Source organism: Fulvimonas yonginensis (genome assembly GCF_037137055.1).
In the GTDB taxonomy this organism is placed as follows: domain Bacteria; phylum Pseudomonadota; class Gammaproteobacteria; order Xanthomonadales; family Rhodanobacteraceae; genus Frateuria_A; species Frateuria_A yonginensis.
In genome coordinates, this window is record NZ_JBBBNY010000006.1 from 59,737 (window position 1) to 85,257 (window position 25,521).

The 25,521-nt window shown below is 70.5% G+C and carries 26 protein-coding genes; 7 read left to right on the top strand and 19 right to left on the bottom strand.

The window, feature by feature from the left end:
* Positions 1–97: 97 nt before the first annotated feature.
* A complete protein-coding gene (locus WAT24_RS10070; RefSeq protein ID WP_336807727.1) occupies positions 98–766 on the top strand; it encodes a dienelactone hydrolase family protein in 669 nt (222 codons plus the stop codon).
* Entirely contained in the window at positions 763–1,182 is a 420-nt protein-coding gene (locus WAT24_RS10075) for an HIT domain-containing protein (protein WP_336807728.1), read from the top strand. Before WAT24_RS10070 ends, WAT24_RS10075 begins: the two co-directional genes overlap by 4 nt.
* Positions 1,183–1,242: 60 nt before the next feature.
* On the opposite strand, the gene WAT24_RS10080 is transcribed toward WAT24_RS10075, so the two are convergent.
* From WAT24_RS10080 to apbC, 4 genes are all read right to left on the bottom strand, one after another.
* Positions 1,243–1,734 carry a hypothetical protein gene (locus WAT24_RS10080; RefSeq protein ID WP_336807729.1) on the bottom strand — a complete coding sequence of 164 codons (492 nt, stop codon included), beginning with the start codon at positions 1,732–1,734 and terminating at the stop codon, positions 1,243–1,245.
* Between the two features lie 95 nt (positions 1,735–1,829).
* Complete coding sequence (dcd, locus tag WAT24_RS10085; RefSeq protein ID WP_336807730.1) at positions 1,830–2,396, bottom strand: dCTP deaminase; 567 nt, start codon at positions 2,394–2,396, stop codon at positions 1,830–1,832.
* A gap of 153 nt (positions 2,397–2,549) precedes the next feature.
* Entirely contained in the window at positions 2,550–3,110 is a 561-nt protein-coding gene (locus tag WAT24_RS10090; RefSeq protein ID WP_336807731.1) for an NADPH-dependent FMN reductase, read from the bottom strand.
* On the bottom strand, positions 3,107–4,201 hold the full coding sequence (gene apbC / locus WAT24_RS10095; RefSeq protein ID WP_336807732.1) for an iron-sulfur cluster carrier protein ApbC: 1,095 nt from the start codon (positions 4,199–4,201) through the stop codon (positions 3,107–3,109). Before apbC ends, WAT24_RS10090 begins: the two co-directional genes overlap by 4 nt.
* A 157-nt stretch (positions 4,202–4,358) precedes the next feature.
* On the opposite strand from apbC, the gene WAT24_RS10100 reads away from it, so the two are divergent.
* The gene (locus WAT24_RS10100; RefSeq protein WP_336807733.1) at positions 4,359–4,805 is read left to right on the top strand and encodes a DUF2147 domain-containing protein; all 447 of its coding nucleotides are present in this window, start codon (positions 4,359–4,361) and stop codon (positions 4,803–4,805) included.
* A gap of 111 nt (positions 4,806–4,916) precedes the next feature.
* Here WAT24_RS10100 and panC read toward each other — a convergent pair whose 3' ends face one another.
* The 10 genes from panC to WAT24_RS10150 form a co-directional block, all read right to left on the bottom strand.
* Positions 4,917–5,765 carry a pantoate--beta-alanine ligase gene (panC, locus tag WAT24_RS10105; RefSeq protein WP_336807734.1) on the bottom strand — a complete coding sequence of 283 codons (849 nt, stop codon included), beginning with the start codon at positions 5,763–5,765 and terminating at the stop codon, positions 4,917–4,919.
* Positions 5,766–5,781: 16 nt separating this feature from the next.
* Entirely contained in the window at positions 5,782–6,612 is an 831-nt protein-coding gene (gene panB / locus WAT24_RS10110) for a 3-methyl-2-oxobutanoate hydroxymethyltransferase (protein WP_336807735.1), read from the bottom strand.
* Positions 6,613–6,682: 70 nt separating this feature from the next.
* Positions 6,683–7,978, bottom strand: a complete 1,296-nt coding sequence (argH, locus tag WAT24_RS10115) for an argininosuccinate lyase (RefSeq protein WP_336807736.1) — start codon at positions 7,976–7,978, stop codon at positions 6,683–6,685.
* Positions 7,975–9,327: a proline--tRNA ligase gene (gene proS, locus WAT24_RS10120; protein WP_336807737.1), complete on the bottom strand. Its 1,353-nt coding sequence runs from the start codon at positions 9,325–9,327 to the stop codon at positions 7,975–7,977. The genes argH and proS overlap by 4 nt, the downstream gene beginning before the upstream one ends.
* 49 nt (positions 9,328–9,376) lie before the next feature.
* Entirely contained in the window at positions 9,377–10,345 is a 969-nt protein-coding gene (gene argC / locus WAT24_RS10125) for an N-acetyl-gamma-glutamyl-phosphate reductase (RefSeq protein ID WP_425605293.1), read from the bottom strand.
* A gap of 3 nt (positions 10,346–10,348) precedes the next feature.
* Positions 10,349–11,650, bottom strand: a complete 1,302-nt coding sequence (locus WAT24_RS10130) for an acetylglutamate kinase (protein ID WP_425605295.1) — start codon at positions 11,648–11,650, stop codon at positions 10,349–10,351.
* Positions 11,651–11,687: 37 nt separating this feature from the next.
* On the bottom strand, positions 11,688–12,803 hold the full coding sequence (locus tag WAT24_RS10135) for an acetylornithine deacetylase (protein WP_336807740.1): 1,116 nt from the start codon (positions 12,801–12,803) through the stop codon (positions 11,688–11,690).
* Positions 12,804–12,945: 142 nt separating this feature from the next.
* The gene (locus WAT24_RS10140; protein WP_336807741.1) at positions 12,946–14,160 is read right to left on the bottom strand and encodes an argininosuccinate synthase; all 1,215 of its coding nucleotides are present in this window, start codon (positions 14,158–14,160) and stop codon (positions 12,946–12,948) included.
* Positions 14,161–14,202: 42 nt separating this feature from the next.
* Positions 14,203–15,213 carry an N-acetylornithine carbamoyltransferase gene (locus tag WAT24_RS10145; RefSeq protein ID WP_336807742.1) on the bottom strand — a complete coding sequence of 337 codons (1,011 nt, stop codon included), beginning with the start codon at positions 15,211–15,213 and terminating at the stop codon, positions 14,203–14,205.
* A gap of 349 nt (positions 15,214–15,562) precedes the next feature.
* Complete coding sequence (locus WAT24_RS10150; protein ID WP_336807743.1) at positions 15,563–16,096, bottom strand: glycine zipper 2TM domain-containing protein; 534 nt, start codon at positions 16,094–16,096, stop codon at positions 15,563–15,565.
* 538 nt (positions 16,097–16,634) lie between these two features.
* Here WAT24_RS10150 and cysS point away from each other — a divergent pair.
* Together cysS and WAT24_RS10160 are read left to right on the top strand one after the other, a co-directional pair.
* Complete coding sequence (gene cysS / locus WAT24_RS10155; protein ID WP_336807744.1) at positions 16,635–17,999, top strand: cysteine--tRNA ligase; 1,365 nt, start codon at positions 16,635–16,637, stop codon at positions 17,997–17,999.
* A 66-nt stretch (positions 18,000–18,065) separates the two neighbouring features.
* Positions 18,066–18,497 carry a SufE family protein gene (locus WAT24_RS10160; protein WP_336807745.1) on the top strand — a complete coding sequence of 144 codons (432 nt, stop codon included), beginning with the start codon at positions 18,066–18,068 and terminating at the stop codon, positions 18,495–18,497.
* Between the two features lie 160 nt (positions 18,498–18,657).
* Here the strand turns inward: WAT24_RS10160 and dksA are convergent, their stop codons facing one another.
* Positions 18,658–19,848, bottom strand: a complete 1,191-nt coding sequence (dksA, locus tag WAT24_RS10165; RefSeq protein WP_336807746.1) for an RNA polymerase-binding protein DksA — start codon at positions 19,846–19,848, stop codon at positions 18,658–18,660.
* Between the two features lie 114 nt (positions 19,849–19,962).
* Here dksA and yidD point away from each other — a divergent pair, with 114 nt between their 5' ends.
* Together yidD and WAT24_RS10175 are read left to right on the top strand one after the other, a co-directional pair.
* Positions 19,963–20,223, top strand: coding sequence for a membrane protein insertion efficiency factor YidD (gene yidD / locus WAT24_RS10170; RefSeq protein ID WP_425605294.1), 261 nt, complete (start codon positions 19,963–19,965; stop codon positions 20,221–20,223).
* Positions 20,223–21,560 (top strand): dihydroorotase, encoded by a 1,338-nt coding sequence (locus WAT24_RS10175; protein WP_336807747.1) that lies wholly within the window; start codon positions 20,223–20,225, stop codon positions 21,558–21,560. The genes yidD and WAT24_RS10175 overlap by 1 nt, the downstream gene beginning before the upstream one ends.
* 643 nt (positions 21,561–22,203) lie before the next feature.
* On the opposite strand, the gene folE2 is transcribed toward WAT24_RS10175, so the two are convergent.
* The 4 genes from folE2 to ubiG form a co-directional block, all read right to left on the bottom strand.
* A complete protein-coding gene (gene folE2, locus WAT24_RS10180; protein ID WP_336807748.1) occupies positions 22,204–23,145 on the bottom strand; it encodes a GTP cyclohydrolase FolE2 in 942 nt (313 codons plus the stop codon).
* 123 nt (positions 23,146–23,268) lie between these two features.
* Positions 23,269–24,117: a squalene/phytoene synthase family protein gene (locus WAT24_RS10185; protein WP_336807749.1), complete on the bottom strand. Its 849-nt coding sequence runs from the start codon at positions 24,115–24,117 to the stop codon at positions 23,269–23,271.
* Complete coding sequence (gene gph / locus WAT24_RS10190; protein ID WP_336807750.1) at positions 24,117–24,797, bottom strand: phosphoglycolate phosphatase; 681 nt, start codon at positions 24,795–24,797, stop codon at positions 24,117–24,119. Before gph ends, WAT24_RS10185 begins: the two co-directional genes overlap by 1 nt.
* Positions 24,794–25,504, bottom strand: coding sequence for a bifunctional 2-polyprenyl-6-hydroxyphenol methylase/3-demethylubiquinol 3-O-methyltransferase UbiG (gene ubiG, locus WAT24_RS10195; RefSeq protein WP_336807751.1), 711 nt, complete (start codon positions 25,502–25,504; stop codon positions 24,794–24,796). Before ubiG ends, gph begins: the two co-directional genes overlap by 4 nt.
* Between the last annotated feature and the right edge of the window lie 17 nt (positions 25,505–25,521).

The following is a 25,521-nucleotide window of genomic DNA, read 5'->3' on the forward strand; positions in this document are numbered from 1 at the left end:
TACCGGAAGTGCCGGGAAAACGGGCAATTATACGTGAGCGGACCACTCACCACCGGCCCGCTATGCTTGGCGTTCGGCAAGCAAGGAGTCTCCGGCCATGGGCCAGTCGATCAACATCCCCACCCGCGGCACCCAATGCATCGGCGGCTATCTCGCCAAGGCCGAGGGCAAGGCCAGGGGCGGGGTGGTGGTGATCCAGGAGATCTTCGGTGTCACCCCGCACATCCGCAGCGTGGCCGACCGCTTCGCCGCCGCCGGCTACACGGCGATCGCGCCGGCCTTCTTCGACCACCTGGAAAGCGGCGTCGAGCTCGGCTACGACGAGGCCGGGATGGCGCGCGGCAAGGCGCTGGTCACCGAGCTGGGCCTGGACCGCGCGGTCGAGGACGTGGCCAGCGCCGCCGAGGCGATCGCCTCGGCCGGCCGGATCGGCACGGTCGGCTACTGCTGGGGCGGTACCGTGGCGCTGCTCTCGGCGCTGCGGCTCGGGTTGCCCTCGGTGAGCTACTACGGCGCGCGCAACGTGCCGTTCCTGGCCGAGAAGCCCAGGGCGCCGGTGATGTTCCACTTCGGCGAGCACGATCCGAGCATCCCGCCGGAGGCGGTCGCCAAACACCGTGAACTGCTGCCGCAGATGGAGGTGCACACCTATCCGGCGGGCCACGCCTTCAACCGCGACGGCGACCCGCACTACCACGAGGCCAGCGCCAGGCTGGCCTGGCAGCGCACGCTCGCCTTCTTCGGGCGGGAACTGGCGGGCGCATGAACGCCGGCTTCCTGCTCGATCCGCGGCTGGCGGCCGACACCCGCCCGGTAGCCCGGCTCGACCTGTGCGAACTGCGCCTGATGGACGATGCGCGCTTCGGCTGGCTGGTGCTGGTGCCGCAGCGCGCGGGGCTGATCGAGATCGCCGACCTGACTCCCTCGGAACGCACGCTGCTGTGGCACGAGGTCGACCGCGCCGGCGCCGCGCTGCGCACGGTGGTGCCGTGCGACAAGCTCAACCTCGGCGCGCTGGGCAACATCGTGCGGCAATTGCACGTGCACGTGGTGGCCCGGTGCGAAGGCGATGCCGCATGGCCGGGGCCGGTGTGGGGCAACGGCGCCGCCGTGCCGTACGAGGAAGCGGCCCGCGAGGCGTTGCTCGGGCGCCTGCGCGAGGCGCTGCGCGACACGCGTTGACGCTGGCGCTGCGCGGGGGACACCCGCCCTACCCGACCGGGCAGGGCGGGCCGGACCGGATTACTGCTGCTGCGGATCGTAGCCGCCGCCGGCCGCGTCCTTGCCCTTCAGCTCGTCGTTCATCTTGACCGGCGCGTGGTAATCCTCCAGCGCACGGGCCTTGGTCTCGACCGGGTTGATCTTCTTCAGCTCGCCGTCGTCGTCGTAGTAGGCGGCGAAACCGTAGTCGAGCACCATGCGCGCCATGAACTGCAGGTGCGCCTTGCGGATCTTGGAGTCGTCGCTGGGCAGCAGCAACACGGTCTTGGGCAGCTTGCCGACGTCCTTCAGGTAGGCGAAATGGCTGCCGGTGTCCAGCGCCGAGAGCACCGCGCCGTCGACCAGGAACTGGCCGCTCTTGTAGGCCTTGATGGTGGTGTCGAACTGGCTCTGCGCCTGCTGGATGGCGGCCTCCTGCTTCACGCTCTCGCGGTGGCAGCCGGCCAGCACGAGCAGGCTGCCGAGCAGGACGGCGGCACCGGCGCGTCGCAACAGGTGGGAAAGGCGGATCATGCGGGTCTCCTGCGGATGTCTCTTGGTAGCCGGGCGAGTGTAGCGCCGAGCGCGGGGCCGGCAACCGGCGCGGACGGGCGACCGTTCAGCCGCGCTCAGGTCCGCGGCAGGGTCACGCCCTGCTGGCCCTGGTACTTGCCGCCGCGGTCCTTGTAGCTGGTCTCGCACTCCTCGTCCGATTCCAGGAACAGCATCTGCGCCACGCCCTCGTTGGCGTAGATCTTGGCCGGCAGTGGCGTGGTGTTGGAGAACTCGAGCGTGACGTGGCCCTCCCATTCCGGCTCCAGCGGCGTGACGTTGACGATGATGCCGCAGCGCGCGTAGGTACTCTTGCCCAGGCAGATGGTCAGCACGTTGCGCGGAATGCGGAAGTACTCGACCGTGCGCGCCAGCGCGAACGAGTTCGGCGGGATGATGCACACGTCCGCCTGCACGTCGACGAAGCTTTCCGGGTCGAACGCCTTGGGATCGACGATGGTGGAGTTGATGTTGGTGAAGATCTTGAACTCGCGCGCGCAGCGCACGTCGTAGCCGTAGCTGGACGTGCCGTAGGACACCAGCTTGGTGCCTTCGCGCAGCTTGACCTGCCCCGGTTCGAACGGTTCGATCATGCCGTGCTGCTCGGCCATGCGGCGGATCCACTTGTCGGACTTGATGCTCACGCGGCACTCCATCGGGCCCGGACCGGGCGCAAAGCGGGAAAAATACATGCACGGGGACCCATGGCGCCAGCGCCGCGCGTCCCCGCGGGGCGCCTTGCTCCGATGCTTTTGCCGGGTGCGATCGGGCCAGGAGCATCGCGCGCAAGCTCGCTCCTACGGTAGATGGCAGGCCTCCGCCACGAGCGCGTGTTCGAGTGCCGCCAGCAGGCCGCGCACTTCCGCGCAGCGCTCCGGGCTGGCCAGCACGTCCTCGCGGCCGCAGCCGGCGCCGGGCAGCGGCACGCTGACACAGGCGCCGCCCAGCAGGCGGGCGGACATGGTGGAGAGGATCTCGGCCAGTGCGTCCTGGGCGTGGTGCGAAGCGCGCCCGGAGGTGTTGATCAGGGCGACCGGCTTGCCCGGGAACTCCAAGCTGCCGACCAGCCAGTCGAGCAGGTTCTTGAATGCACCCGGCACGCCATGGGCGTACTCCGGGCAGGCGATCAGCAGGGCGTCGGCCTGCCCCACCGCCTCGCGCAGTGCGCGTGCCGGCGGCGGCACGGCGACCGCCTCCTCGTCCGGGTCGAACGGCGGCAGGCCGGCCAGGCCCTGGTAGAGCACCAGCTCCAGCCCCGCCGGGGCGAGCGCCTGCGTCGCCTGCAGCACCGCGGTGTTGGCCGAGCGCCGCCGCAGGCTGCCGGACAGGCACAGGATCCGCCGGGGCCTCCCGCTCATGCCGGGGGCGCGTTCTGCACCACGATCTTGCCCAGCCCCAGCGACTTGTTGCGCGGCTGGCGCGACAGCCGCCCGGCCGCGTTGCGGGCGATCTCGCGGTAGCGCGCGGCCAGGTCCGAATCGGGCATGGCCGCCACCGTGGGCGTGCCGCCGTCGGCCTGCTCGCGGATGCGGATGTCCAGCGGCAGCGAGCCGAGATGGGGCACCGCATACTGCTCGGCCATGCGCGCGCCGCCGCCCGCGCCGAACACGTGTTCCTCGTGGCCGCAGTTGGGGCAGACGTGGGTGGCCATGTTCTCGACCAGGCCGAGCACCGGCACTTCGACCTTCTCGAACATCTTCAGCGCCTTGATCGCATCGAGCAGGGCGATGTCCTGCGGCGTGGTAACGATCACCGCGCCGGCCACCGGCACCTTCTGCGCCAGCGTGAGCTGGATGTCGCCGGTGCCCGGCGGCAGGTCGACCACCAGGTAGTCGAGCATGTCCCAGCGGGTGTCGTTGAGCAGCTGCAGCATCGCCTGGGTGACCATCGGGCCGCGCCAGATCATCGGCGTCTCGGCGTCCACCAGGAAACCGATCGACATGGCCTGCAGGCCATGCGCCTGCATCGGCAGGATGCTCTTGCCGTCCGGCGACTGCGGCTTGCCCTCGATGCCGAGCATGCGCGGCTGGCTGGGACCGTAGATGTCCGCGTCCAGCACGCCCACGCGCGCGCCCTCGGCCTGCAGCGCCAGCGCAAGGTTGGCGGACACCGTCGACTTGCCCACGCCCCCCTTGCCGGAGGCGACCACGATGATGTTCTTGACGTTCGGCAGCGGCGCCAGCACGCCCTGCACCTTGTGCGGCTGGATGCGGCTGGCGACCGAGACGCTGGCCGCCTCGATCGCCGGGTCGGCCTCCAGCGCGCGGCGCGCGCGCGCGGCGAGGTCCTCGATCGCGGAGGCGGCCGGATAGCCGAGCTGGACGTCCACCGAGACCCGCGCGCCGTCGACGCCGACCGCGCGCACGGCGTCGGCGAGCGGCGCGCCGGTATGCGGATCGACCAGGCCGCCGAGCAGCTGGCGGACCCGCGCTTCGTTCACTTCGTTCATGGCTGGCACTTGGGTTCGGGGACCGTCGATTATGCCAGCCGCGGCCCCTGCCCCGCTGACCCGGATCAGCCGGTGGCGCGTTTGCGCAACGCAGCTTGACGCTCTCGCGGCGGCTCGTCAGGCTCGCCACCGTACGCTTTCGTACGGGAGGGCAACCATGAAGCAACTGTTCCGCCTGGCCGCGGCCGCCGGCCTGATGCTGGCAAGCGCTGCCGCGTTCGCGGCCGACGACACCCCGGTCGGCACCTGGAAGACCATCGACGACACCACCGGCAAGCCCAAGTCGATCGTGCAGATCACCGAGCAGAACGGCGAACTGCAGGGCAAGGTGCTGCAGGTGCTGCAATCGGACGAGGGCCCCCACCCGCTGTGCCGCAAGTGCGAGGGCGAGCGCAAGGACCAGCCGGTCGAAGGCATGGTGATCATGTGGGGCGTCCACCGCGACGGCGACGTGTGGGACGGCGGCAGGATCCTCGATCCGCACAACGGCAAGACCTACAAGGTCAAGCTGAGCATGCTCGACAACGGCAACAAGCTCGATGTGCACGGCTACATCGGCTTCGCCCTGCTCGGCCGCAGCCAGGTGTGGGAGCGACAGGAGTAAGGCCGGTGTAGGGCGGGCTTGCTCGCGATGCTTTTCGGCACGCGCCAAGCACGGCAGAAGGCCTCGCGAGCAAGCTCGCTCCTACAGCAGGCAAGCAAGCCTGGCGGCTACTCAGTCGAACGGCAGGTTGTCGATCAGCCGCGTGGTGCCCAGCCGCGCGGCGATCAACGCCACCAGGCCCTGGCGCTCGTCGTCGGCCGGTTCGGCCAGGTCCTCGGCGCGGCGGATCACCGCGTAATCCGGCTGGAAGCCCGCGCGCTGCAGCGTGGCGACGGCGGCCTGCTCGATCACCCGCCACGCGTGGCCTTTCTCCAGCCGCAGCTCACGCATCTTCTGCAGCGTCTGGTGGATCTGCGGCGCCAGCGCACGCTCGGCCTCGGACAGGTACTGGTTGCGCGAGCTGAGCGCCAGGCCGTCGGGCGCGCGCAGGGTCGGCGCCGGCACCACCTTCACCGGCAGCGCCAGGTCGCGCACCATGCGCTCGATCACCTTCAGCTGCTGGAAATCCTTCTGGCCGAATACCGCCACGTCCGGCTGCACCAGGTTGAACAGCTTGCACACCACGGTGGCGACGCCATCGAAGTGGCCGGGCCGGTGCGCGCCTTCCAGCGTGTCGGTGATGCCCGGTACGTGCACGCGCACGCTCTGCGCCGCGCCGAAGGGATAGAGGGTGGCCACGTCGGGGGCGAACAGCAGATCGCAACCCAGCTCCGCCAGTCCGGCCTGGTCCTGCGCCAGGGTGCGCGGGTAGCGCTCGAAATCCTCGCCGGGGCCGAACTGGGTGGGGTTGACGAACACGCTCGCCACCACGCGGTCGGCGCGCGCGCGCGCGAGGCGGATCAGCGAATGGTGGCCTTCGTGCAGGTTGCCCATGGTCGGCACGAAGCCGACCGTCTGGCCCTGGCCCCGCCATCCGCGGACGGCCGCGCGCAATCCGGCCGCGTCTTGCACAGTCTGCATGGGGTGGCTCTCCCGGTCAGTCGAAGCAGTGTTCGGGTGCCGGGAAGGCGCCATTGCGCACGTCTTCGGCAAAGGCGGCGATCGCCTCCGCCACAGAATTGCGGCCGGCGAGAAAATCCTTGCTGAACTTGGGGCGCCGCCCCGGCGTAATGCCGAGCATGTCGTAGATCACCAGCACCTGCCCGTCGCAGTGCGGGCCGGCGCCGATGCCGACCACGGGGATCTGCACCGCACGGGTGACGCGCTCGCCCAGCGCGCTGGGCACGCCCTCGAGCACCAGCAGGTCCGCGCCGGCCGACTGCACCGCGAGCGCCTCGGCCAGTACGCGGTCGGCCGCCTCCTGTTCGCGGCCCTGGATGCGGAAGCCGCCGAACTTGTGCACCGACTGCGGGGTGAGTCCCAGGTGCGCGCACACCGGCACCGCACGCGCGGTGAGCGCGGCGATGGCGTCGAGGATGTGCGGCGCCGCGCCTTCGATCTTCACCGCCGCCGCACCGGCCTCGCCGACCAGCCGCGCCGCTGCCTCCAGCGTGTGGCCGGTATCGCGGTCGGCCATGAACGGCAGGTCCGCGACGAGCAGCGTGGCATGGAGCCCGCGCGCCACCGCGGCGGTGTGGTAGACCATGTGCTCGAGGGTGACCGGCAGCGTACTGCGGTGGCCCTGCACCACCATGCCCAGCGAATCGCCGACCAGGGCCACGTCCACGCCGGCCGCCTCGAGCTGGTGCGCGAAGCTGGCGTCGTAGGCGGTCAGCATCACGATCTTGCGCCCCTGCGCCTTCATCGCGCGCAGGCCCGGCACGGTCACCGGCTTGCGGGCGGGAACGCTGGCGTTGTCCACGTACACGGCGGTTCCTCGCGGAGCAAAGCCCGATTATCCGCTGCATTGCAGCATGGACTCAAGCGATGCCGGCCGCTCAGCCCGGCAGCGCCTCCAGCCGCGCACGCAGCGCGTCGAGCCGCAGGTCGGCGGCGGCGCCGGGCGAGCGGCGCTCGGCCAGGCTTTGCTCGGGGCTGCGCCCCTGCCCCGCTGCGGCGGCCATCGCCGCGGCCGCGCGATAGGCCTCGCGGAACGGCACTCCGGCCGCGGCCTGCTCGATCGCCACGTCGGTGGCGTACATCGCCGGCTCGATCGCCGCGCGCATGGCGCCCTCGTTCCAGCGCATCCGCGCCAGCAGGTCGGGCGCCAGTTCCAGCGCGGCCAGGCCGTGGGTCATGCCGTGGAAGATCGACCCCTTGGAGAACTGCAGGTCGCGCTGGTAGCCCGACGGCAGCGACAGCAACTGCTCGATCTCGCAACGCGCCGCGGCGACGGTGGCGTAGCTGGCGCGCAGCAGCTCCACCACGTCGGGGTTGCGCTTGTTCGGCATGATCGAGCTGCCGGTGGTGTATTCGGGCGGCAGGCTGACGAAGCCGAACTCGGCGGTGGTGAACAGCGACAGGTCCCAGGCCAGCCGGCGCAGGTCCAGCAGCGCGCTGGCCAACGCCTCCAGCGCGGCCAGTTCGTACTTGCCGCGCGAGAGCTGCGCGTAGATCGGCGAGACCTGCATGCGAGCGAAGCCGAGCGCGGCGGTGGTGTGCTCGCGGTCCAGCGGCAGGTTCACGCCGTAGCCGGCGGCCGTGCCGAGCGGGTTGGCGTCGATCCACGCCAGCGTCTGCCGCGCGCGCGCCGCGTTGTCGAGGAAGCCCTCGGCGAAGCCGGCGAACCACATCGCGGTGGAGGACACCACCGCGCGCTGCAGGTGGGTATAGCCCGGCAGCGGCAAGGCCGGCTGCGCGGCGCGCTCGAGGCAGACCTCGGCGATCGCCCGGCAGTGCGTCGCCAGCGCCGCGAGCTTCTCCTTCAGCCACAGCCGCGTGGCGACCAGGATCTGGTCGTTGCGGCTGCGCCCGGTGTGCACGCGCCGGCCGGCGTCACCGAGCCGTTCCGTCAGCCGCGCCTCGATCGCCGAATGGCCGTCCTCGTAGTGCTCGTCCAGCACGAAGGCGCCGCTGCGGAAGTCCGCCGCCAACGCGTCGAGTTCGCGATCCAGCGCCGCGGCCTCGTCGACCGACACCACGCCGATGCGTGCGAGGCCTTCCACGTGCGCCTTGCTGGCAGCGATGTCGTGCAGGAAGAACTCGCGGTCGAGCAGCACGTCATTGCCGGCCAGGAAGCGCATGATCCGCGCATCGGTTTCGACGCCCGCTTTCTGCCACAGGAGATCGCTCATGGATGGGTTTCCGGATGGGAGGTGGAGAGGGATTGCCGCAGGAAAGCGATCGCGGCCTCGGGGGCCAGCTCGCGGCGCTCGCCGCTGGCACGGTGTTTCAGCTCCACCATGCCGCCGTCCAGCCCGCGTGGACCGACCAGAAGCTGCCACGGCAGGCCGATCAGGTCCATCCGCGCGAACTTGGCGCCCGGCCGCTCGTCGGTGTCGTCGAGCAGCACGCCGATGCCCGCGGCGCGCAGGCCCGCGTACAGCGACTCGCAAGCCGCGTCCACGCGGGCGTCGCCCGGCTTGAGGTTCAGCAGGCCGGCCTGGAACGGCGCCACGGCATCGGGCCAGACGATGCCGTGCCCGTCGTGGCTGGCCTCGATGATGGCGCCGACCAGCCGCGACACGCCCACGCCGTAGCAGCCGCCGTGCACCGGCAGCTCCACACCGTCGACGCCGCTGACCGTGGCCTCCATCGGCAGCGAGTATTTGGTGCCGAAATAGAAGATCTGGCCGACCTCGATGCCACGCGCGAGCAGCCGCCGCTGCGCCGGCACCTCGCGCTCGAAGCGCCCGGCATCGTGCACGTCCTCGGTGGCCGCGTACGGCGCCGTCCACGCCGCGACCAGCGGCGCCAGGTCGCCCGCGTAGTCGACGTCCGCCGCGGGCACGGGCAGGTCCAGCACCGCGCGGTCGCAGAACACCGCCGACTCGCCGGTCTGCGCCAGCACCAGGAACTCGTGCGAGAGGTCGCCGCCGATCGGCCCGGTCTCGGCGCGCATGGGGATCGCCCTGACGCCCATGCGTGCGAACATGCGCAGGTAGGCGACGAACATGCGCCGGTAGGAGCGGCGCGCGCCGGCCTCGTCCAGGTCGAAGGAATAGGCATCCTTCATCAGGAACTCGCGCCCGCGCATCACGCCGAAGCGTGGCCGCTGCTCGTCGCGGAACTTCCACTGGAACTGGTACAGGTTCAGCGGCAGGCTGCGCCAGGAGCGCACGTAGCCGCGGAAGATCTCCGTGACCATCTCCTCGTTGGTCGGGCCGTACAGCAGCTCGCGCTCGTGGCGGTCGCGGATGCGCAGCATTTCCGGCCCGTAGGCGTCGTAGCGGCCGCTCTCGCGCCACAGGTCGGCCAGCTGCAGGGTGGGCATCAGCAGCTCCACCGCGCCGGCGCGCTCCATTTCCTCGCGCACGATGCGCTCGATGTTCCTGAGCAAGCGCAGGCCCAGCGGCAGCCAGGCATAGATGCCGGCGGCCTCCTGCCGGATCAGGCCGGCGCGCAGCATCAGCCGGTGCGAGGCGATCTGCGCCTCGGCGGGGTTTTCCTTGAGGGTGGGTAGCAGGTAGTGCGTCAGGCGCATGGCGGTCTCTCGGCGGGGAACGGAAGGATCGATGGCGCGTGGTCGCGCCTTACGGTCGTTCCGCTGCCGGAATGCCGGCCAGCTCGCCCTGCCCGATCGCGCGGTTGATGTTCTGCATGGCCTGGGTCGCCGCGCCCTTGAGCAGGTTGTCGAGCGTGGCGACCACCACCACGCGGCGCCCGTCCGCCGCCATGGCGAAGCCGCCGATCTCGGCATGGTGCTTGCCGGCGATGCGGCTGACCCAGGGTGCCTCGTCGAGCACGCGCACCAGCGGCTCGCCCGCGTAGGCGTGCTGGAAACGCCCGATCACCTCGTCCCGCTTCATCGGTCGCGCCAGATAGAGGTTGCAGGTGACGGTCAGGCCGCGGAAATGCGGCGCCACGTGCGGCATGAACTCCACCGGCACGCCCAGGTGCGCCGAAGTCTCGCGCTCGTGCATGTGGCCGGTGAGCGAATACGGCATCAGGTTGTCGCGCAGCTTCTGGGGATCGTTCTTGTCCGAAGGCGTGGTGCCGGCGCCCGAATAGCCGGACACGCCGAAGCACACCGGCGGTGCGGCGAGCAGGTCCCTCAGCGGCGCCACCGCCAGCTGGATCGCGGTGGCGTAGCAGCCCGGGTTGCTGATCCGCCGCTGGCCGCGCCAGCGCTCGCGGGTGAGTTCGGGCAGGCCGTAGTACCAGCGCTCGTCGAAACGGTGGTCGGCCGACAGGTCCACGATCAGCGGATCGGCGCCGGCCTTGTCGAAGGCCTCCACGCAGGCGCCGGCCTTGCCGTTGGGCAGGGCCAGCACCACCACGTCGGCGGCCAGTGCCGGCAGCTGCTCGGGCGCGGGCGCGCTGTAGCGCAGCTCGCCGGCGTACTCGGGCACGTACGCGTCCACGCGCTGGCCATCCAGCTCGCGCGAGGACACGTAGGCCAGCTCCAGCGCGGGGTGCCGCGCGATCAGCCGGATGAGTTCGGCGCCGGTGTGTCCGCGTGCGCCGACGATGCCTATGGTTTGCTTGTCCATCTCTTCCATGCCTCAGCTGCCGGCCGTGCCGAGTGCGCGTGGCTGCGCCGTATCCGTCAGGGTCGGCACCCGCTGCGCGCAGTGCGCGACGCAACGCTCGATCAGCCGGAAATCGTCGATGCCGTACCAGTACACCTTCCAGCGCGGCTGCTTGAGGCTGCCGTCGCACTCGGCGTCGTAGAAGGGGTTGACGTTGTTGCCGTGGCGCGAGCGCCAGAACAGCCGCGGGTTCTGCTCGCGCATGACCTGCCACACCGCGCGCCCCAGGCCTTCGCCCTGCGCCTCGTCGAGCACGGCGAACTTGTCGAGGTAGGCCAGGCCCTCCTCGTGGGCGAGGATCATCGCGGCGCGGTAGTTCTCGCTGACGTAGACCCGGTACGGCCGCGTGCGCTCGAAGTAGTCCGGAACCAGCGCACGGCCGAAGCTCGACTCGATCAGCACGCGCAATCGCACCCGGTCCACGCCCTCCCACGAATCGAACACGAGCACCCTCTCGCCCCGGCGCACCAGCGTGCCCGAGCCCTTGTGGGTGAACAGCTCCTTGGCCAGCTCCGCCGGCCGCGTGATCGACACCGACGAGGTCAGCGGCAGGTCGGCCAGCAGGTCGGCGATCTGCTCGATCTTCAGCCGCATGCCGCCGTCGATCCACGGCTGCGCCATCAGGTGCTCGTACTCGGTGGAGAGGTTGATCGAGTCGATCACCTGCCCCTGTGCATCCAGCAGCCCGCCGGTGCCGGTGAGGAACACGATCTTGTAGGGCTGCAGCACGCGCACCAGCTCGTTGGCCGCGACGTCGGCGTTGATGTTGAGCAACTGGCCCTCGGCGGTCTCGCCGAGGCTGGCGATCACCGGAATGGCATTGGCGCGCAGCGCCGCCTCGATGGGCGCGAGGTCGATGCCGGTCACCTTGCCGACCATGCCGAGCGAATCGCGATCCAGATAGTCGGACATGAACACGCCCGAGGCCACCGACACGGCACGCGTGTCCATCGCGTGCAGCGCGTCGACCAGGCGCAGGTTCTGCTGCTGGAACACGCGGCGCACCACGCCCATCGCCTGCGGCGTGGTGACACGCAGGCCGCCCACGGTCTGCTTGGCGATGCCGGCCACGGCGAGCTCCTGGTCCAGCTGCGGCCCGGCGCCGTGCAGCACGATCGGGGTGAGGCCCACCTGCTGCAGGAAGGTCAGCGACGAGGCCAGCGCCGGCAGGTCGTCGCGCAGCACCGCGCCGCCGACCTTGACCACGGCGAAGCGCTTGGCGTCCAGCTGCGAGAAGCGCTTGAGGTACTGCTGGATTTCCTTGGCGCTGCCCATGCTCTCGAGCAGGCGCACGATGGTCTTGCGCGTGTGCTTATGCGTTTCCACGGCTCACGATCCGGTAGAGGTTGTCTGCGTACTGCCGCAACGGGTCCAGCGCGACCCATTCGTCGGCGCTGTGTGCCTGCGCGATGTCGCCCGGACCGTAGACGAGCGCCGTGTAGCCGGCGGCGGAGAACAGTGCAGCCTCGGTCCAGAAGTCGACCGCGTTGCCCACCGGGATCGCCAGCTCGTCGGCCAGGTCGCGCGCGGCCAGCCGCCGCGTCTCCGCCGTGGCCGTGTCGCCGGCCGGCAGCGAGGGGCCGCGGAAGGTCTCCTCGAAATGCACCGGAGGCACCTCGCCCAGGCTGCGGAAACGTACCAGCAGCTGGTCCGGGTCCATGGTCGGCAGCGGGCGGAAACCGAAGCGCAACTCGGCCGCCGGGGCGATCACGTTCGCCTTGATGCCGCCCTCCACGCGTCCGATGTTGAAGCGCAGGCCGGTGAGCCCGCCGAAGCGCTCGTGCGCCTGCGCGGCGACGAAATCCAGCGCCGCCGCGCCCCAGCGCATGGCCTGGTGCAGCGCGCTGTCGCTCGGCTTCTGCTCGCCGGAGGCGTGCCCGGCGCGTCCGGCGAAGCGCATCAGCACCGACTGGATGCCACGGTGCGCCAGCACCGCCTCGCCGCGCGTGGGCTCGGCCACGACCACCGCCTCGTAGCCCTTGCCTGCCGCACGGGGGTGTGCGCCGAGGAAGCCCGCGACGCAGCGCGCATCGTTGGCCTCCTCATCGGTGGAGAACAGCAGCGCCAGCGGGCCGTCGGTGGCCTGCGCCACCGCCAGCAGTGCCGCCGCCGCGCCCTTGATGTCGCACGCGCCCAGGCCGATCGCGCGCTCGGCCGTGACCCGCAGCACGTGCGGGTCGGCGCTCCACGCCGGCGAGTCCGGCACGGTGTCCAGGTGCACGTTGAACAGCAACCGCGGCTGCCCGCGCACCGCATGCAACGTGACGGCGCCCGCGCCGTAGTCGGTGACCGTGACCTCGAAACCCGGCAGCTGCGCGCGCAGGTAGTCGAAGATCCCGCCGCTGCCGATGGCGCGCGGCGGATTGCGCGTGTCGAAGGCGACCAGCGCGCGCAGGTGCTCGAGTGTGGCGTCCAGCAGGCGACTCATCGCACGCTCCAGCAAGACGAAGCCCCTCTCCCAGCGGCAGCGGGATTGGGGTGAGGGTCCGGGCAGAGCGTCGCGTCCAGGCACGCCCGAATCCTCTTCACCGATGCCTCTCGCGGGGGGAGAAGGGCGACAAGCGCAGTGCTCATGCCTTCGCGCCCCGGTTCACTTCCGCCCACAGCGTCGAGCTCATGCCGAACAGCTTGATGAAGCCCTCGGCCTCTTCCACGCCCCAGTCGGCCGACTGCGCGTAGGTGGCGCCCTTGGCGTTGAGGATGTGCGTCGAGTCCAGCGCCACCGCGCCGACCGTGCCGCCGTGGGTCTGCAGCGTCACCTCGCCGTTGACGGTGGCCTGGCTGGACGCGAGGAAGGCTTCCAGGTCGGTCTTCAGCGGGTCGTGGAAGAAGCCCTCGTAGACCAGCTCCACCCACTTGCGCGCCACCTCCGGCTTGAAGCGGTTCTGCTGCTTGGACAGCACCGCCTCCTCCAGCGCGCGGTGCGCCGTCAGCAGCGCGGTGAGGCCCGGCGCCTCGAACACGATACGGCCCTTGAGGCCAATGGTGGTGTCGCCGGTGTACAGGCCGCGGCCCACGCCGTAGCGCGCGAACAGCGCGTTGAGCTTCGCCAGCAACCGGTGCCCCGGCAGGCGCTCGCCGTCGAGGCTCACCGCCTCGCCGCGCTCGAAGCCGAGCTTCACGGTCAGCAGTCCGGCCGGCCACTCGGCGCGCGGCTTGCACCAGCCGCGCGCGCCCTCGCCTGGTGCCTGCCACTTGTCGATCTCGCCGCCGGACAAGGTCACGCCGAGCAGGTTCTCGTTGATGGTGTAGGCCTGCTGCTTGGCGCGCACGCCGAAGCCCCGTTCCTCCAGGTACTTCTGCTCGTAGGCGCGGGTCTGCGTGTGCTGCTTCTGGATCTCGCGGATCGGCGCCACGATGCGGTAGTCGCCCAGCGCCTTGACCGCCAGATCGAAGCGCACCTGGTCGTTGCCCATGCCGGTGCAGCCGTGCGCAATGGCGTTGGTGCGCAGTTCCGCGCAGCGCGCGAGCGCGGCTTCCACGATCAGGTAGCGGTCGGAAACCAGCAGCGGATACTGCCCCTGGTAGCCCTCGCCCGCCCAAACGAACGGCTTGACGAAACCGTCCCAGATCGCCGGGCCGCCGTCGACGGTGCGATGGCTGGCCACGCCCAGCTCGCGGGCGCGATTTTCGATGAAGGCGCGTTCCTCCGCGTCCACGCCGCCGGTGTCGGCGAACACGGTATGCACGTTCCAGCCCTGTTCCTTGAGGTAGGGCACGCAGAAGCTGGTGTCGAGGCCGCCGGAGAAGGCGAGGACGATGTCGCGGGAAGCGTTGGCGCTCATGGTCGTTCCGAGGTGAGGGGTCACGGGGTGGGGGCGGCAGGCTCAGGCCGGCTGCGCGAGCAGCGAGGCCATCACCGCCTTCTGCACGTGCAGGCGGTTCTCGGCCTCGTCGATGGCGATGCAGTAGGGCGCGTCCATCACGGCATCGGTGGCCTTGACGTTGCGGCGCAACGGCAGGCAATGGCTGAACAGGCCGTGGTCGGTGAGCGCCATCTTGGCTTCGTCCACGATGAAGTGCCGGTGCGCGTCGCGGACCGGCTTCTCCTGCTCCCAGCGGCCGAAGTACGGCAGCGCACCCCAGCTCTTGGCGTAGACCACGTGGGCGCCGCGGTAGGCTTCCTCGATGTCGTGGCTGACCTTGAGCGAGCCGCCGTTCCGCGCGGCGTTCTGCCGACCGGCCTCCATGTAGCGCTCGTCCAGCACGTAGTCGGGCGTGGGGCACAGCAGGGTCACGTCCATGCCCAGCTTGGTGGCGATCAGCAGTGCCGAATTGGCCACCGCCGTGTTGAGCGGCTTGGGGTGGTAGGTCCAGGTGAGCACGTACTTCCTGTTCTGCAGGTCGCCCAGGTGCTCCTTCAGCGCCAGCGCGTGGGCCAGCTCCTGGCAGGGATGGGTGATGGTCTCCATGTTGATCACCGGCACGGTGGCGTAGCGGGCGAAGGCCTTGATCACGCGGTCCTCGCGATCCACCGACCAGTCCTGGAACTTGGGAAACGCACGTACGGCGATCAGGTCGACGTAGCGGCTGAGCACGCGCGCCACCTCGGCGATGTGCTCCTCGGCCTCGCCTTCCATCACCGTGCCGGCCTCGAACTCGATCGGCCAGGCGTCCTTGCCGGGGGAGAGCACGATGGCGTGGCCGCCCAGCTGGAACGCGCCGAGCTCGAAGCTGGTCCGCGTACGCATGGACGGGTTGAAGAACAGCAGCGCGACGGATTTGCCGGCCAGCTGCTGGCCGCGCGGCGAACGCTTGAACGCGGCCGCCTGCTCCAGCAGCGTGTCGATCTCGGCGCGGCTGTAGTCCTGGGTGGTGAGGAAATGTCGAAGGGCCATGCTCGGGCTCGCGTGAAGTGGTGGGCTTCGGCGGCGCGGCGGGTCCAAAAACAGAAAACCCGGCGCGCGGGCCGGGTTCGTTCGTCGTTGCGCCTGGAGCGCGTGCAGCGACAGCCTACCCGGCCGGATGTCGGTCCAGCGGTCGGCGCGCACGCGAGGTCATGCCAGCGGCCATGCGGGCGCTGGTGAGCACGGTGGCGGTGTAGACGGCTGCGGACATGGGGGTTCCGGGTAGGGAGCCGGCATCATGCCGGCATTCCTGCGGCGATGCAACAACTATTTGTGGACGTCCATACGCGGCGGACGGCCAAACGGAAACCGCCGCCCGGAGGCGGCGGTTGCTCTGCGGTCACTCGGCCGGGGCCACGCTCACGCGCACCCGCAGGCGCTCGCCGGGATCGTAGTTCAGGCGCGAGACGTAGACCTCGCCGTGGTAGCGGTACTCCACGTCGTACCCCATCAGGCGACGCTGCTCGCTGACCGAGCTGACTTCGCGGCAGCGGGTCACCGTGTCGTCGTAGTCGCGCTGCCCGCGGCTGGCCACGCCGTGGCCGACCGCACCGCCCGCGACCGCACCGGCCACGGTGGCGGCCTTGCGGCCATCGCCCTTGCCCACGGTGTTGCCGAGCACCCCGCCGATCACCGCGCCCAGCACGGTACCGGCCGTGGTGTTGCCGCCCTCGCGGCGCACCACCGGCTCGTCGTAGCACTCCTGCCGCGGCATCTCGGTGCGCGCGACCCCGTAGACCGGATCGACCCGCAGCACGTCGGCCCAGCCGTAGTGGGTGTTGGCATCGTCGCCGTCGGCATAGCGCCCATCCTGCGCGTGCACGGCGCCGGCGGCGAGGGCCAGCACCAGGGCGGGGAGAAACATCTTGTTCATGGGACCTCCAGCATGGTCCGAAACGCGCTTCTGCGCGGTTGCCATTGCAACAAATTCACGCTGAATCAACGCTTAGAGGATCGACGGGAGAGCGCCGGCGCGCTTGCCTGGCATGCCCCCATGCGACGGTTCGTGGCTCGGCTCGCCTGCGGCGGGCTTGCACTATCGCCTCCCCACGACGTACCGCGAGCCGTTGGCGCCCTCTCCCCGCTGGGAGAGGGGCGGGATGCTGGTGGTCTTTGCGCTTCGCTGGGGGCTTGCTTGGCGCATGTCGTTCTCCTGTGGCGCTTGCGCGAGCGGTCGCGGAAAGGCACAGAAGAACGACACGCCCCATCAAGCGCCCTAGCGGAGCGAAAAGAGCAAGAGCATTGCGAGCAAGCTCGCTCCTGCCGGCCAGGCGGCGGCGAGCCTCATCCCACCTCGCGCCCCCGCAAGCGGGAGAAGACCCAGGCGTTCCACGCCACCTCCCCACCAGGGCCGGAAGCAAACCGACCCGGGCTGCTAAGATGCGCGGCTTGGCCGCGCCACCGACACGCCGATGCCGATCTCGCTCTACAACAGCCTCACCCGACGCACCGAAACCTTCGAACCACTCGATCCCGAGCGGGTCACCATGTACCTGTGCGGGCCGACCGTCTACAACTACGTGCACATCGGCAACGCGCGCGGTCCGGTGGTGTTCGACGTGCTGGTGCGGTTGCTGCGGCGGCACTACCCGCGCGTGGTCTATGCCCGCAACATCACCGACGTGGACGACAAGATCAACGCCGCCGCGCTGGAACAGGGCGTGCCCATCGGCACCGTCACCTCGCGCTTCACCGCGGCCTACCGCGAGGACATGGCGGCGCTGGGCATCGCGCCGCCCGACGTGGAGCCGCACGCCACCGCGCACATCGGCGAGATCGTCGCCATGATCGAGGCCCTGATCGCGAGCGGTCACGCCTACGCGGCCGAGGGACACGTGCTGTTCGACGTGGGCACCTACCCCGCCTACGGGCAGCTCTCCGGCCGCGATACCGACGAGCTGATCGCTGGCGCCCGGGTGGAAGTGGCGCCCTACAAGAAGAATCCGACCGATTTCGTGCTGTGGAAGCCGTCCACGCCGGAGCTGCCCGGCTGGGACAGCCCCTGGGGCCGCGGCCGGCCGGGCTGGCACATCGAGTGCTCGGCGATGAGCGCGGCGCACCTGGGCGCCACGATCGACATCCATGCCGGCGGCGTCGACCTCACCTTCCCCCACCACGAGAACGAGATCGCGCAGTCTACCTGCGCGCACGGCGGACAGGTCTTCGCACGCTGGTGGTTGCACAACGGCATGCTCACCTTCGACGGGCGCAAGATGTCCAAGTCGCTGGGCAACGTGCTGCTCGTGCACGAGCTGCTCAAGCGTCATCCGCCGGAGGCGCTGCGCCTGCTGCTGCTGCGCGGCCATTACCGGCAGCCACTGGACTGGTCCGATGCCGCGCTGGCCCAGGCGGTGAGCACGCTGGACGGCTGGTACCGCGTGCTGCGCGACCTGGCGCACGTGCCGGTCGAAGGCGAGCTGCCGGTGCCCGCGCGGGTCGAGGCTGCGCTGTGCGACGACCTCAACACGCCGCAGGCGCTGGCGGAGCTGGCCCTGCTCGCCGACGGCGCGCGCCAGTCGGGCAGCGCCGAAGCGAAAGCGGCCCTGCTCGGCGGCGGCGCCCTGCTCGGCCTGCTGCAGCAGGATCCGGAGGCGTGGTTCCGTGGCGGCGACGCGGTCGACGAAGCCCGCATCGAGGCCCTGCTGGAAGAACGCCGTGCGGCCCGTGCCGCCCGCGACTTCGCCCGCGCCGACGCCATCCGCGCCGAACTGGCGGCGATGGGCGTGACGATAGAGGACGGCCCGCAGGGCACGCGCTGGAGCATGCAGAAGGCCTGAGCAGGAGCGCGCCGGCCTTCACGGCGTTTCTTCGTGGCGTGACCGCGACTGCGCGATAATGCGCGCATGGACACCACTTCTCCCGCCAGCGCCGAGCAGGCGCAACAGGACATCGCCGAGGAGTTCGCCTTCTTCGGCGACTGGTCCGAGCGCTACCAGTACCTGATCGACCTCGGCAAGCAGTTGCCGCCGTTCCCGGAAGAGTGCAAGACCGAGCAGTGGCGCGTGCACGGCTGCCAGTCGATGGTCTGGCTGGTGCCCAGCGGCGATGCTTCGCGGATGGACTTCCGTGCGACCAGCGACTCGGCCATCGTCTCCGGGCTGATCGCACTTGTGCTGCGCGTCTACTCCGGCCGTCCGGCGGCCGAGATCGTCGCCACCGAACCGACCTTCGTGCAGTCGATCGGTCTGGCCAAGCATCTGTCCCCGACCCGCTCCAACGGCCTGGTCGCGATGCTGGCCAAGCTCAAGGGCTACGCGGCGCAGGCGCTGGCCTGACCCCACACGCCGCTGCAGGACCGAGCTTGCTCGCGATGCTTGAGGGCGACGCGACACCACCGACCAAGAGCATCGCGGGCAAGCTCGCTCCTACGGCGTGGCGTGCGGGTAGAAAAAGCCCCGCGCGAGGCGGGGCTCGGTGACTGCCCGGATGGACGGCTCAGTCACCCATCTGCTTCTGCAGGTGCTCGCGACGCTCCTGCGCGTCAAGCGACAGCGTGGCGATCGGGCGGGCGTCCAGGCGCTCCAGGCCGATCTCCTCGTCGGTTTCCTCGCAGTAGCCGTAGCGGCCTTCCTCGATGCGGCGCAGCGCCTTGTCGATCTTCGAAATCAGCTTGCGGTAGCGGTCGCGGGTGCGCAGCTCCAGCGAGTTCTCGGTTTCGCGGGTGGCCCGCTCCGCCTCGTCGCCGACGTCGCGGACCTCGTCACGCAGGTTCTCCATCGTCTGGCGCGACTCTTCCACCAGCTGCTCCCGCCACTCGCGCAACTTGTTGCGGAAGTAGGCGAGGTGCCTGGGGTTCATGTACTCCTCGTCGTTCGAGGGACGGTAACCCGGCGGCAGCTCGATGTTGATCGTGGAGGGCAGCGCGTAACGACCGTCTTCGCGGGTCACGCCATTGTCTAGGGTTGTTGCGTTATTCATTGAGGACTGCGGGGTCTTCTGCTTCTTGGGGGGGGTATGGCGTGCGGTGGCCGTGGCCACGCGTGGGGTCACCATGGCGACGGCACTCGCCACTTTGCCCTTCGTGGGCGCAACGGCGGGTGATGGAGATGTTTGCGTGGCCACGACCGGCTTGGCCGGTGCCGGCGCCACACCGGCGGGCTTGGCGGCAGGCCTGGAGGACTTGGCAGGGGCGGACTTCGCTGCCGGCCGGGACGGCGCGGCCTTGCGGGTCGGAGCCTTCGCCGCCGGCTTGGCGGCCGCCTTCTTCGCGGGAGCAGCCGGCTTGGATCGCAGCGGCGCCTTGGCGGGCACGGCTTTCTTCGCCACCGGCTTGGCGGCAACCGGCTTCTTCGCAGGCGCCTTCTGCACAGGCGGCCTCTTCACGGCCGCCTTCTTCGCCACCGGCCTGGCGGCCGGCTTCGCCACTTTCTTGGGAGCGACCTTCTTCGGCGCCGCCTTGGTCAGCGCGACCTTCTTGGCGGGGGCCTTGGCGGCCGGCTTGCGGGCGACGGGCTTCGCCACAGCCTTCTTCGCCGCCGGCTTGCGGGCGGGCGCGGTCTTCTTGCTGGCTGCGCCCCTGCTGGCCGCGGCTACGCTGGACTTGCCGACCTTGGTCGGCTTCGCCTTGACCGCAGTCTTCCCTTTCTGCGCCTTGGCGGCGGTCGAACTACGCGTCGTTTTCGCCATTTCCCTTCACCATTTTGGCCGTGGCGGCCGGGTGTTATAGCCCATGCGTCCTACACCGGCAACAGGCATTCTGGAATACTTGGGGCACTACATGCCGCGAGCCGTTTGGGCTGCGTGAACGAAGTGACCCGATTCCTGCTCTCCCTGCTCGGCGTGTACAAACGCTTGCTGAGCCCCCTGCTGGGGCCGCGTTGCCGCTTTCACCCCAGCTGTTCCGATTATGCACGGATCGCGCTGGCGCGCTTCGGTCCGCTGCGTGGCAGCGCACTGGCGTTGTGGCGCATCCTGCGCTGTCAGCCGTTGTGCACCGGCGGCGAGGACCCCGTACCGGAGCATTTCCATTTCGCCCGCTGTCGCCCCCACGGAGAATCCTGATGTCCACCGACTGGCTGATCAAGAACGCCGAACTGATCAACGAAGGCCGCCGATTCCAGGCGGATCTGCGCATCAAGAGCGGGCGCATCGATGCCGTCGGTGGCGACCTGGGCGCACGCCCCGGCGAGCAGGTGCTGGATGCGGCGGGCCTGTGGCTGCTGCCGGGCATGATCGACGACCAGGTGCACTTCCGCGAGCCGGGCCTGACCCACAAGGCCGATACCTGGCACGAGTCGCGCGCCTGCGCCGCCGGCGGCATCACCAGCTTCATGGAGATGCCCAACACCAAGCCGCCGGCCCTGGACCGCGAAACGCTGGAGGCCAAGTACGCCCGTGCCGCCGAAACCTCGGCGGTCAACTACGCTTACTACATGGGCGCGAGCAACGACAACCTGGAAGCGATCCGCGCACTCGACCCGAAGGCCGCACCGGGCGTGAAGGTGTTCATGGGCGCCTCCACCGGCAACATGCTGGTGGACGACCCGGACACGCTGGACGGCATCTTCCGCGACTGCCCCACGCCGATCATCACGCACTGCGAAGACACGCCGATGATCGACGCCAACCTGGCGCGCGCGCACGAGATGTACGGCGAGGCCATTCCCGCCCGCGAGCATCCGCTGATCCGCTCGCGCGAGGCCTGCATCAAGTCCACCCGCCTGGCGATCTCGCTGGCGAAGAAGCACGGCACCCGCCTGCACGTGCTGCACATCTCCACCGCCGACGAGCTGGCGCTGTTCGAACCCGGCCCGCTGGCGGGCAAGAAGATCACCGCCGAGACCTGCGTCCATTTCCTGCACTTCTCGGATGCCGACTACGAGCGCCTGGGCTTCCTGATCAAGTGCAACCCCGCGATCAAGACCGCCGCCGACCGCGAGGCCATCACCCGCGCACTGGCAGAGGGCCGCATCGACGTACTCGCCACCGACCACGCCCCGCACCTGCTCGCCGAGAAGGAGCAGCTCTACGACAAGGCCCCGTCCGGCCTGCCGCTGGTGCAGTTCGCCTTGCAGGCTGCGCTGGAGCGCGTGTTCGAGGGCAGGCTCGCGCTGGAACGCGTGGTCGAGGCGGTGACCCACGCGCCGGCCACGTTGTTCGGCGTGAAGGAGCGGGGCTTCCTGCGCGAGGGCTATGCGGCCGACGTGGTGCTGGTCGACCCGCGCAAGCCGCACACGGTGCGCCGCGAGGAAGTGCTGTCGCTGTGCGGCTGGTCGCCATTCGAGGGCACCACTTTCTCCAGCTCGATCGCGGCCACCTTCGTGAACGGGCAGCGGGTCTGGGATGGCACGCGGGTGGATGATGCCGTGCGGGGCCAGCGGCTGGCCTTCGACCGCTGAGCGGGGTGGATGCGTCTCTCGCGGCGCGTGCAGTCGCGGGGCTCGGGTTTCTTCGGGTGCAGCCCCGCCAAGGCGCGACTGCGGCGGCCTCGTCCTTTCGCGACGGGCTCTCCCGCTGAAAGCCATCATCCCTGCAGGGCCTCGCAGCCGTTCTCCCTCGGTCTGCTTCCGGATCGCGCTCGTCGCTTGCTGCCTTCGTGTGGGAGCGAGCTTGCTCGCGACGCGCTTGCTTTTGTTCGCTTCGCGAAAGGCCTGCTCGCGGGGGTATGTCGTTCTTCCGTGGCTCTCCGCGACCGGGCTCGCGCAAGCGCCACAGAAGAACGACACGCCCCGCAAGCAAGCCCCGGCTAGGCACAAAAGAAAAGAGCATCGCGAGCAAGCTCGCTCCCACCGAGCAGGCGGCAGCCAGCCCACGGGCGGACCCGGGTCGCCGCAGACGCAGGGAGCAATACGGCGCGTCAGCACACAAACGACCACCGCCGCGGGCACCCATCCCTCACCCGCGCCCTCTCCCCGACGGGAAGAGAGCGCCGGCGGCTCGATCGCTCCGCCCGGTAGGGGGGCGGTAGTGCAACCCCGCCACAGGCGAGCCCGACCCGTACGCACCTTGCGCACAGGCCGCCGCAGGCGAGCGCCTGCGGCGTCAGGAACCGTAGCCCCCGGGCACGCCCTTGCTGGCGTAGGCCACTGCATCGTGCGGATGCAGGCTCTCCTGGTGCTCCAGACGCACGTGGAAATCGGCGATGCGCGGGTCGGCGTCCAGCGCCTTCTGGATGCGCCGCGCCGCATCCTCGCAGAACATCAGGTTGCTGCCGTTGGCGAGCGCGAACGCCTGCTCGTCCTCCCGCTTGACCGCCGTCTGCACCGGCGTGCCCAGCGCCTGTTCGACGCGGTCCAGCGTGGAGATCAGGTCGAAGCCCGCGCCGTCGGCCAGGCGCACCAGCAGCCGCGCCACACTGCGCTGGGCGTGCGGCGTGGCGACGATGCCCTGTTCGCTGCCGAGCCACGCCATGACGGCGGCATGGTCCAGCGGCCTGGACGCGTCGAAGTCGCGCGCGAACTGCTCCTGGATCAGCTGGCGCGACAGCGCCGCGGACGCCGGGCAGGTGGACGAGTACACCACCTCGGTGCCGAGCTCCAGCCGGAAGCCTTCCGGCCCGAGGCTGGCCTCGATCGACACCGGATAGGCGCGCCAGCCGCTGTTGCCGCTGCGCAGTGCCGGCCGGCGGACCAGGTGGTCGAAGCGGATGCTGATGCGGGCGCGGTCGGAAAGGTCCTTGTGCGACTCGAGGAAGGCGCGCAGCAGCGCCTCGAGCATCGCGGCGTCCAGTGGCCTGGCGCTCAGGTGCGCATCCACCAGCAGGTACAGCCGCGACATGTGGATGCCGCGCTTGTCCGGCCGGGTCAGGTTGACGAAGGCGCCGACCTGCGCGCTGGCGCGCTCGGCGTTGCCGTCGCCGGCGTCGAAGCGTACCGGCACCTCGATGCCGTCCATCCCCACCCAGTCCAGTGCCCCGGCCAGATGCGGCTGCGCCTGGGCGGCGACGTCGGGCAGCAGGCGGGCGGTGTTTTCGTGGCTGTGCATGGGATTCCTCGCGGCAGGCGATGCGCCGTGCGGCTCTCTATTTTGGGGCAGCGCGCCCAGGGGCAACAGGCGCGCCGTGGAAACGCTGCGTCTGCACTGAGTGCCCACCCGCCCGGGCCGGGTTCAGCCAGCGATCGTGCGATGCCAGTGCCGCGCCGCCTGCCAGGCCGCCAGGGTCGCGCCCAGGCCACCGGCCGGCCGGGGACGCTGCAGGGTTTCCAGCGGTTCGGACGCGCCGGCGGCACGCTGCGCCTGGCGTTCGCCGTCGCGCGCCTCGAGGGCACGGAATACGCTGAGCGGCCCCGGCAACCGGCCCGCCTCGCGCCAGGCGGTGGCGAGCTCGCCCAACTGCGCGCGCACGGCGGCATTGCGCGCGGCACCCGGCCGCCGCAACTGGTCGCGGCTGAGCCCGTAGCGGGCCAGATAGGCCATCGGCAACGGCAGACGGTCGCGCTCCGCGTCGTCGTCCAGCCGGCGCAGCGCGTGCAGCAGATGGGCGAGCGTGGCCAGCCGGGCCGCGCGCTCCGGCGAGGCGGCTTCGCCGAACCACCAGGCCGTCTCCAGCGCGGCCAGCGCGCCATGCAGCTGCGAGGCGGCGGCCAGTTGCGCCGCGAAGTCGGCGGCGGTGCCCTCCTCGAGCTGTGCCATCGCGGCCAGCACCGGCGCGAGCCAGCGCTCGCTGCCGATGCGCGCGGCGCGTTCGTCGTCGAACAGCACCCGGGTCAGCGGATGGCGTCCGCCGCTTTGCGGAGCCGCAGCCAGTTCCTCCGCCCACCAGTTCAGTTTGGCGGCAGCCACGTGCGGCTCGCGGATGCCGTAGGCGGCGGCCAGCAGTTCCTGTTCCCAGGCGGCGAGCGCGACGTGCCCCGGGTGCTGCGCGGGGTCGACGAAGGCCAGCGCGACGCGCTGCACCGGCTGCGCGTCCAGCCATTTGTCGACGTAGCTCTGCAGGGCGTCGTAGCCGGCGTCCATCACGCCACCGCCCGGCCCCGGCGCAGCCAGCCGGCCAGTTGCGCCGGCGTGTCGAGCACGGCATCGGCCTGCCACTCGCGCGGATCGCCGCCGTCCAGATAGCCCCAGCCGACCGCCACGGTGTAGAGGCCGGCGGCCGCACCGGCGGCCACGTCGCGGCGGTCGTCGCCGACGAACAGGCTCAGCGCCGGCGTGATGCCGGCGTGCTCGCAGGCCAGCCGCACGGGCGCCGGGTCGGGTTTCTTCACCGGCAGCGTGTCGCCGCTGACCACGGCGGCGGCGCGTCCCGCCCAGCCGATCCGGCGCAGCAGCTCGTCGGTGAGGAAACCGGCCTTGTTGGTGACGATGCCCCAGCGGACGCCGGCGTGCTCCAACTGGGCCAGCAGTGCCTCGATGCCTTCGAAGGGGCGGGTCGCCTGACCCATCGTTTCCTGGTACAGCGCGAGATAGCGCTCGACGCGCGCTTCCACCGCCGGCTCGCCCAGCTCTCCGAACGCGCAGCGCAGCACCGCGCGGGCGCCGCGCGAGACCACCTCCCGCACCGGCGCGTACGGCGGCACCGGGACGCCCTCTTCCCGGCACTGGCGCTCCAGTGCGGCATAGAGGTCCGGAGCGCTGTCCAGCAACGTGCCATCGAGGTCGAACAGCACGCCTTCGAGGGGGGACGGCAGCGCCTTCATGCCGGTTTGCGCGCGCACAGCAGGTAGTTGACCGCGGTGATGCGGCTCAACGAGGCCCTGCGGGTGAGCGGGTTGTAGGCGAGGCCGGAGACGTCCTCCAGTTCCAGCCCGGCGTGGCGCAACAGGCGCCCCAGTTCGGACGGCTTGAGGAACTGCGCGTAGTGGTGGGTGCCGCGCGGCAGCAGGCGCATCACGTACTCGGCGCCGAGGATGGCGGCGCCGAACGCGGCGGGAGTACGGTTCAGGGTGGACATGAACAGACGCGCGCCCGGCTTGAGCAGCGCGGCCAGGTCGCGGACCAGCGCCGCCGGATCGGGCACGTGCTCGATCAGTTCCATGCAGCACACCGCATCGAAGCTCGCCGGCTCGGCGGCAGCCAGCGCCGCGGAGGACTGCACGCGGTAGTCGATCGCGAGGTTCGACTCGTACAGGTGCAGCCTGGCGACCTCGATCACCTTCTCGCCGAGGTCGATGCCGGTGACCTTCGCACCCTCGCGCGCCAGCGCCTCGCTGAGCAGCCCGCCGCCGCAGCCCACGTCGGCCACTTTCGCCTCGCGCAGGTCCACGCGCGCGGCGACGTAGGCGGCGCGCACGGGGTTGAGGTCGTGCAGCGGGCGCGACTCGCCATCCGGATCCCACCAGCGGGCGGCCAGCTTGTCGAAGCGGGCGATCTCCTCGGGGCTGACGTTGCTGGTGGTGTCGATCATGGCCTGTTTCCTTGCAG

Excerpts from the sequence above, each read along its gene's own strand:
- WAT24_RS10070 (WP_336807727.1), top strand. The coding sequence starts at position 98 with ATGGGCCAGTCGATCAACATCCCCACCCGCGGCACCCAATGCATCGGC.
- WAT24_RS10075 (WP_336807728.1), top strand. The coding sequence starts at position 763 with ATGAACGCCGGCTTCCTGCTCGATCCGCGGCTGGCGGCCGACACCCGC.
- WAT24_RS10080 (WP_336807729.1), bottom strand. The coding sequence starts at position 1,734 with ATGATCCGCCTTTCCCACCTGTTGCGACGCGCCGGTGCCGCCGTCCTG.
- WAT24_RS10090 (WP_336807731.1), bottom strand. The coding sequence starts at position 3,110 with ATGAGCGGGAGGCCCCGGCGGATCCTGTGCCTGTCCGGCAGCCTGCGG.
- apbC (WP_336807732.1), bottom strand. The coding sequence starts at position 4,201 with ATGAACGAAGTGAACGAAGCGCGGGTCCGCCAGCTGCTCGGCGGCCTG.
- WAT24_RS10100 (WP_336807733.1), top strand. The coding sequence starts at position 4,359 with ATGAAGCAACTGTTCCGCCTGGCCGCGGCCGCCGGCCTGATGCTGGCA.
- panC (WP_336807734.1), bottom strand. The coding sequence starts at position 5,765 with ATGCAGACTGTGCAAGACGCGGCCGGATTGCGCGCGGCCGTCCGCGGA.
- argH (WP_336807736.1), bottom strand. The coding sequence starts at position 7,978 with ATGAGCGATCTCCTGTGGCAGAAAGCGGGCGTCGAAACCGATGCGCGG.
- proS (WP_336807737.1), bottom strand. The coding sequence starts at position 9,327 with ATGCGCCTGACGCACTACCTGCTACCCACCCTCAAGGAAAACCCCGCC.
- argC (WP_425605293.1), bottom strand. The coding sequence starts at position 10,345 with ATGGAAGAGATGGACAAGCAAACCATAGGCATCGTCGGCGCACGCGGA.
- WAT24_RS10130 (WP_425605295.1), bottom strand. The coding sequence starts at position 11,650 with ATGGGCAGCGCCAAGGAAATCCAGCAGTACCTCAAGCGCTTCTCGCAG.
- WAT24_RS10135 (WP_336807740.1), bottom strand. The coding sequence starts at position 12,803 with ATGAGTCGCCTGCTGGACGCCACACTCGAGCACCTGCGCGCGCTGGTC.
- WAT24_RS10140 (WP_336807741.1), bottom strand. The coding sequence starts at position 14,160 with ATGAGCGCCAACGCTTCCCGCGACATCGTCCTCGCCTTCTCCGGCGGC.
- WAT24_RS10145 (WP_336807742.1), bottom strand. The coding sequence starts at position 15,213 with ATGGCCCTTCGACATTTCCTCACCACCCAGGACTACAGCCGCGCCGAG.
- WAT24_RS10150 (WP_336807743.1), bottom strand. The coding sequence starts at position 16,096 with ATGAACAAGATGTTTCTCCCCGCCCTGGTGCTGGCCCTCGCCGCCGGC.
- cysS (WP_336807744.1), top strand. The coding sequence starts at position 16,635 with ATGCCGATCTCGCTCTACAACAGCCTCACCCGACGCACCGAAACCTTC.
- WAT24_RS10160 (WP_336807745.1), top strand. The coding sequence starts at position 18,066 with ATGGACACCACTTCTCCCGCCAGCGCCGAGCAGGCGCAACAGGACATC.
- dksA (WP_336807746.1), bottom strand. The coding sequence starts at position 19,848 with ATGGCGAAAACGACGCGTAGTTCGACCGCCGCCAAGGCGCAGAAAGGG.
- WAT24_RS10175 (WP_336807747.1), top strand. The coding sequence starts at position 20,223 with ATGTCCACCGACTGGCTGATCAAGAACGCCGAACTGATCAACGAAGGC.
- folE2 (WP_336807748.1), bottom strand. The coding sequence starts at position 23,145 with ATGCACAGCCACGAAAACACCGCCCGCCTGCTGCCCGACGTCGCCGCC.
- WAT24_RS10185 (WP_336807749.1), bottom strand. The coding sequence starts at position 24,117 with ATGGACGCCGGCTACGACGCCCTGCAGAGCTACGTCGACAAATGGCTG.
- gph (WP_336807750.1), bottom strand. The coding sequence starts at position 24,797 with ATGAAGGCGCTGCCGTCCCCCCTCGAAGGCGTGCTGTTCGACCTCGAT.
- ubiG (WP_336807751.1), bottom strand. The coding sequence starts at position 25,504 with ATGATCGACACCACCAGCAACGTCAGCCCCGAGGAGATCGCCCGCTTC.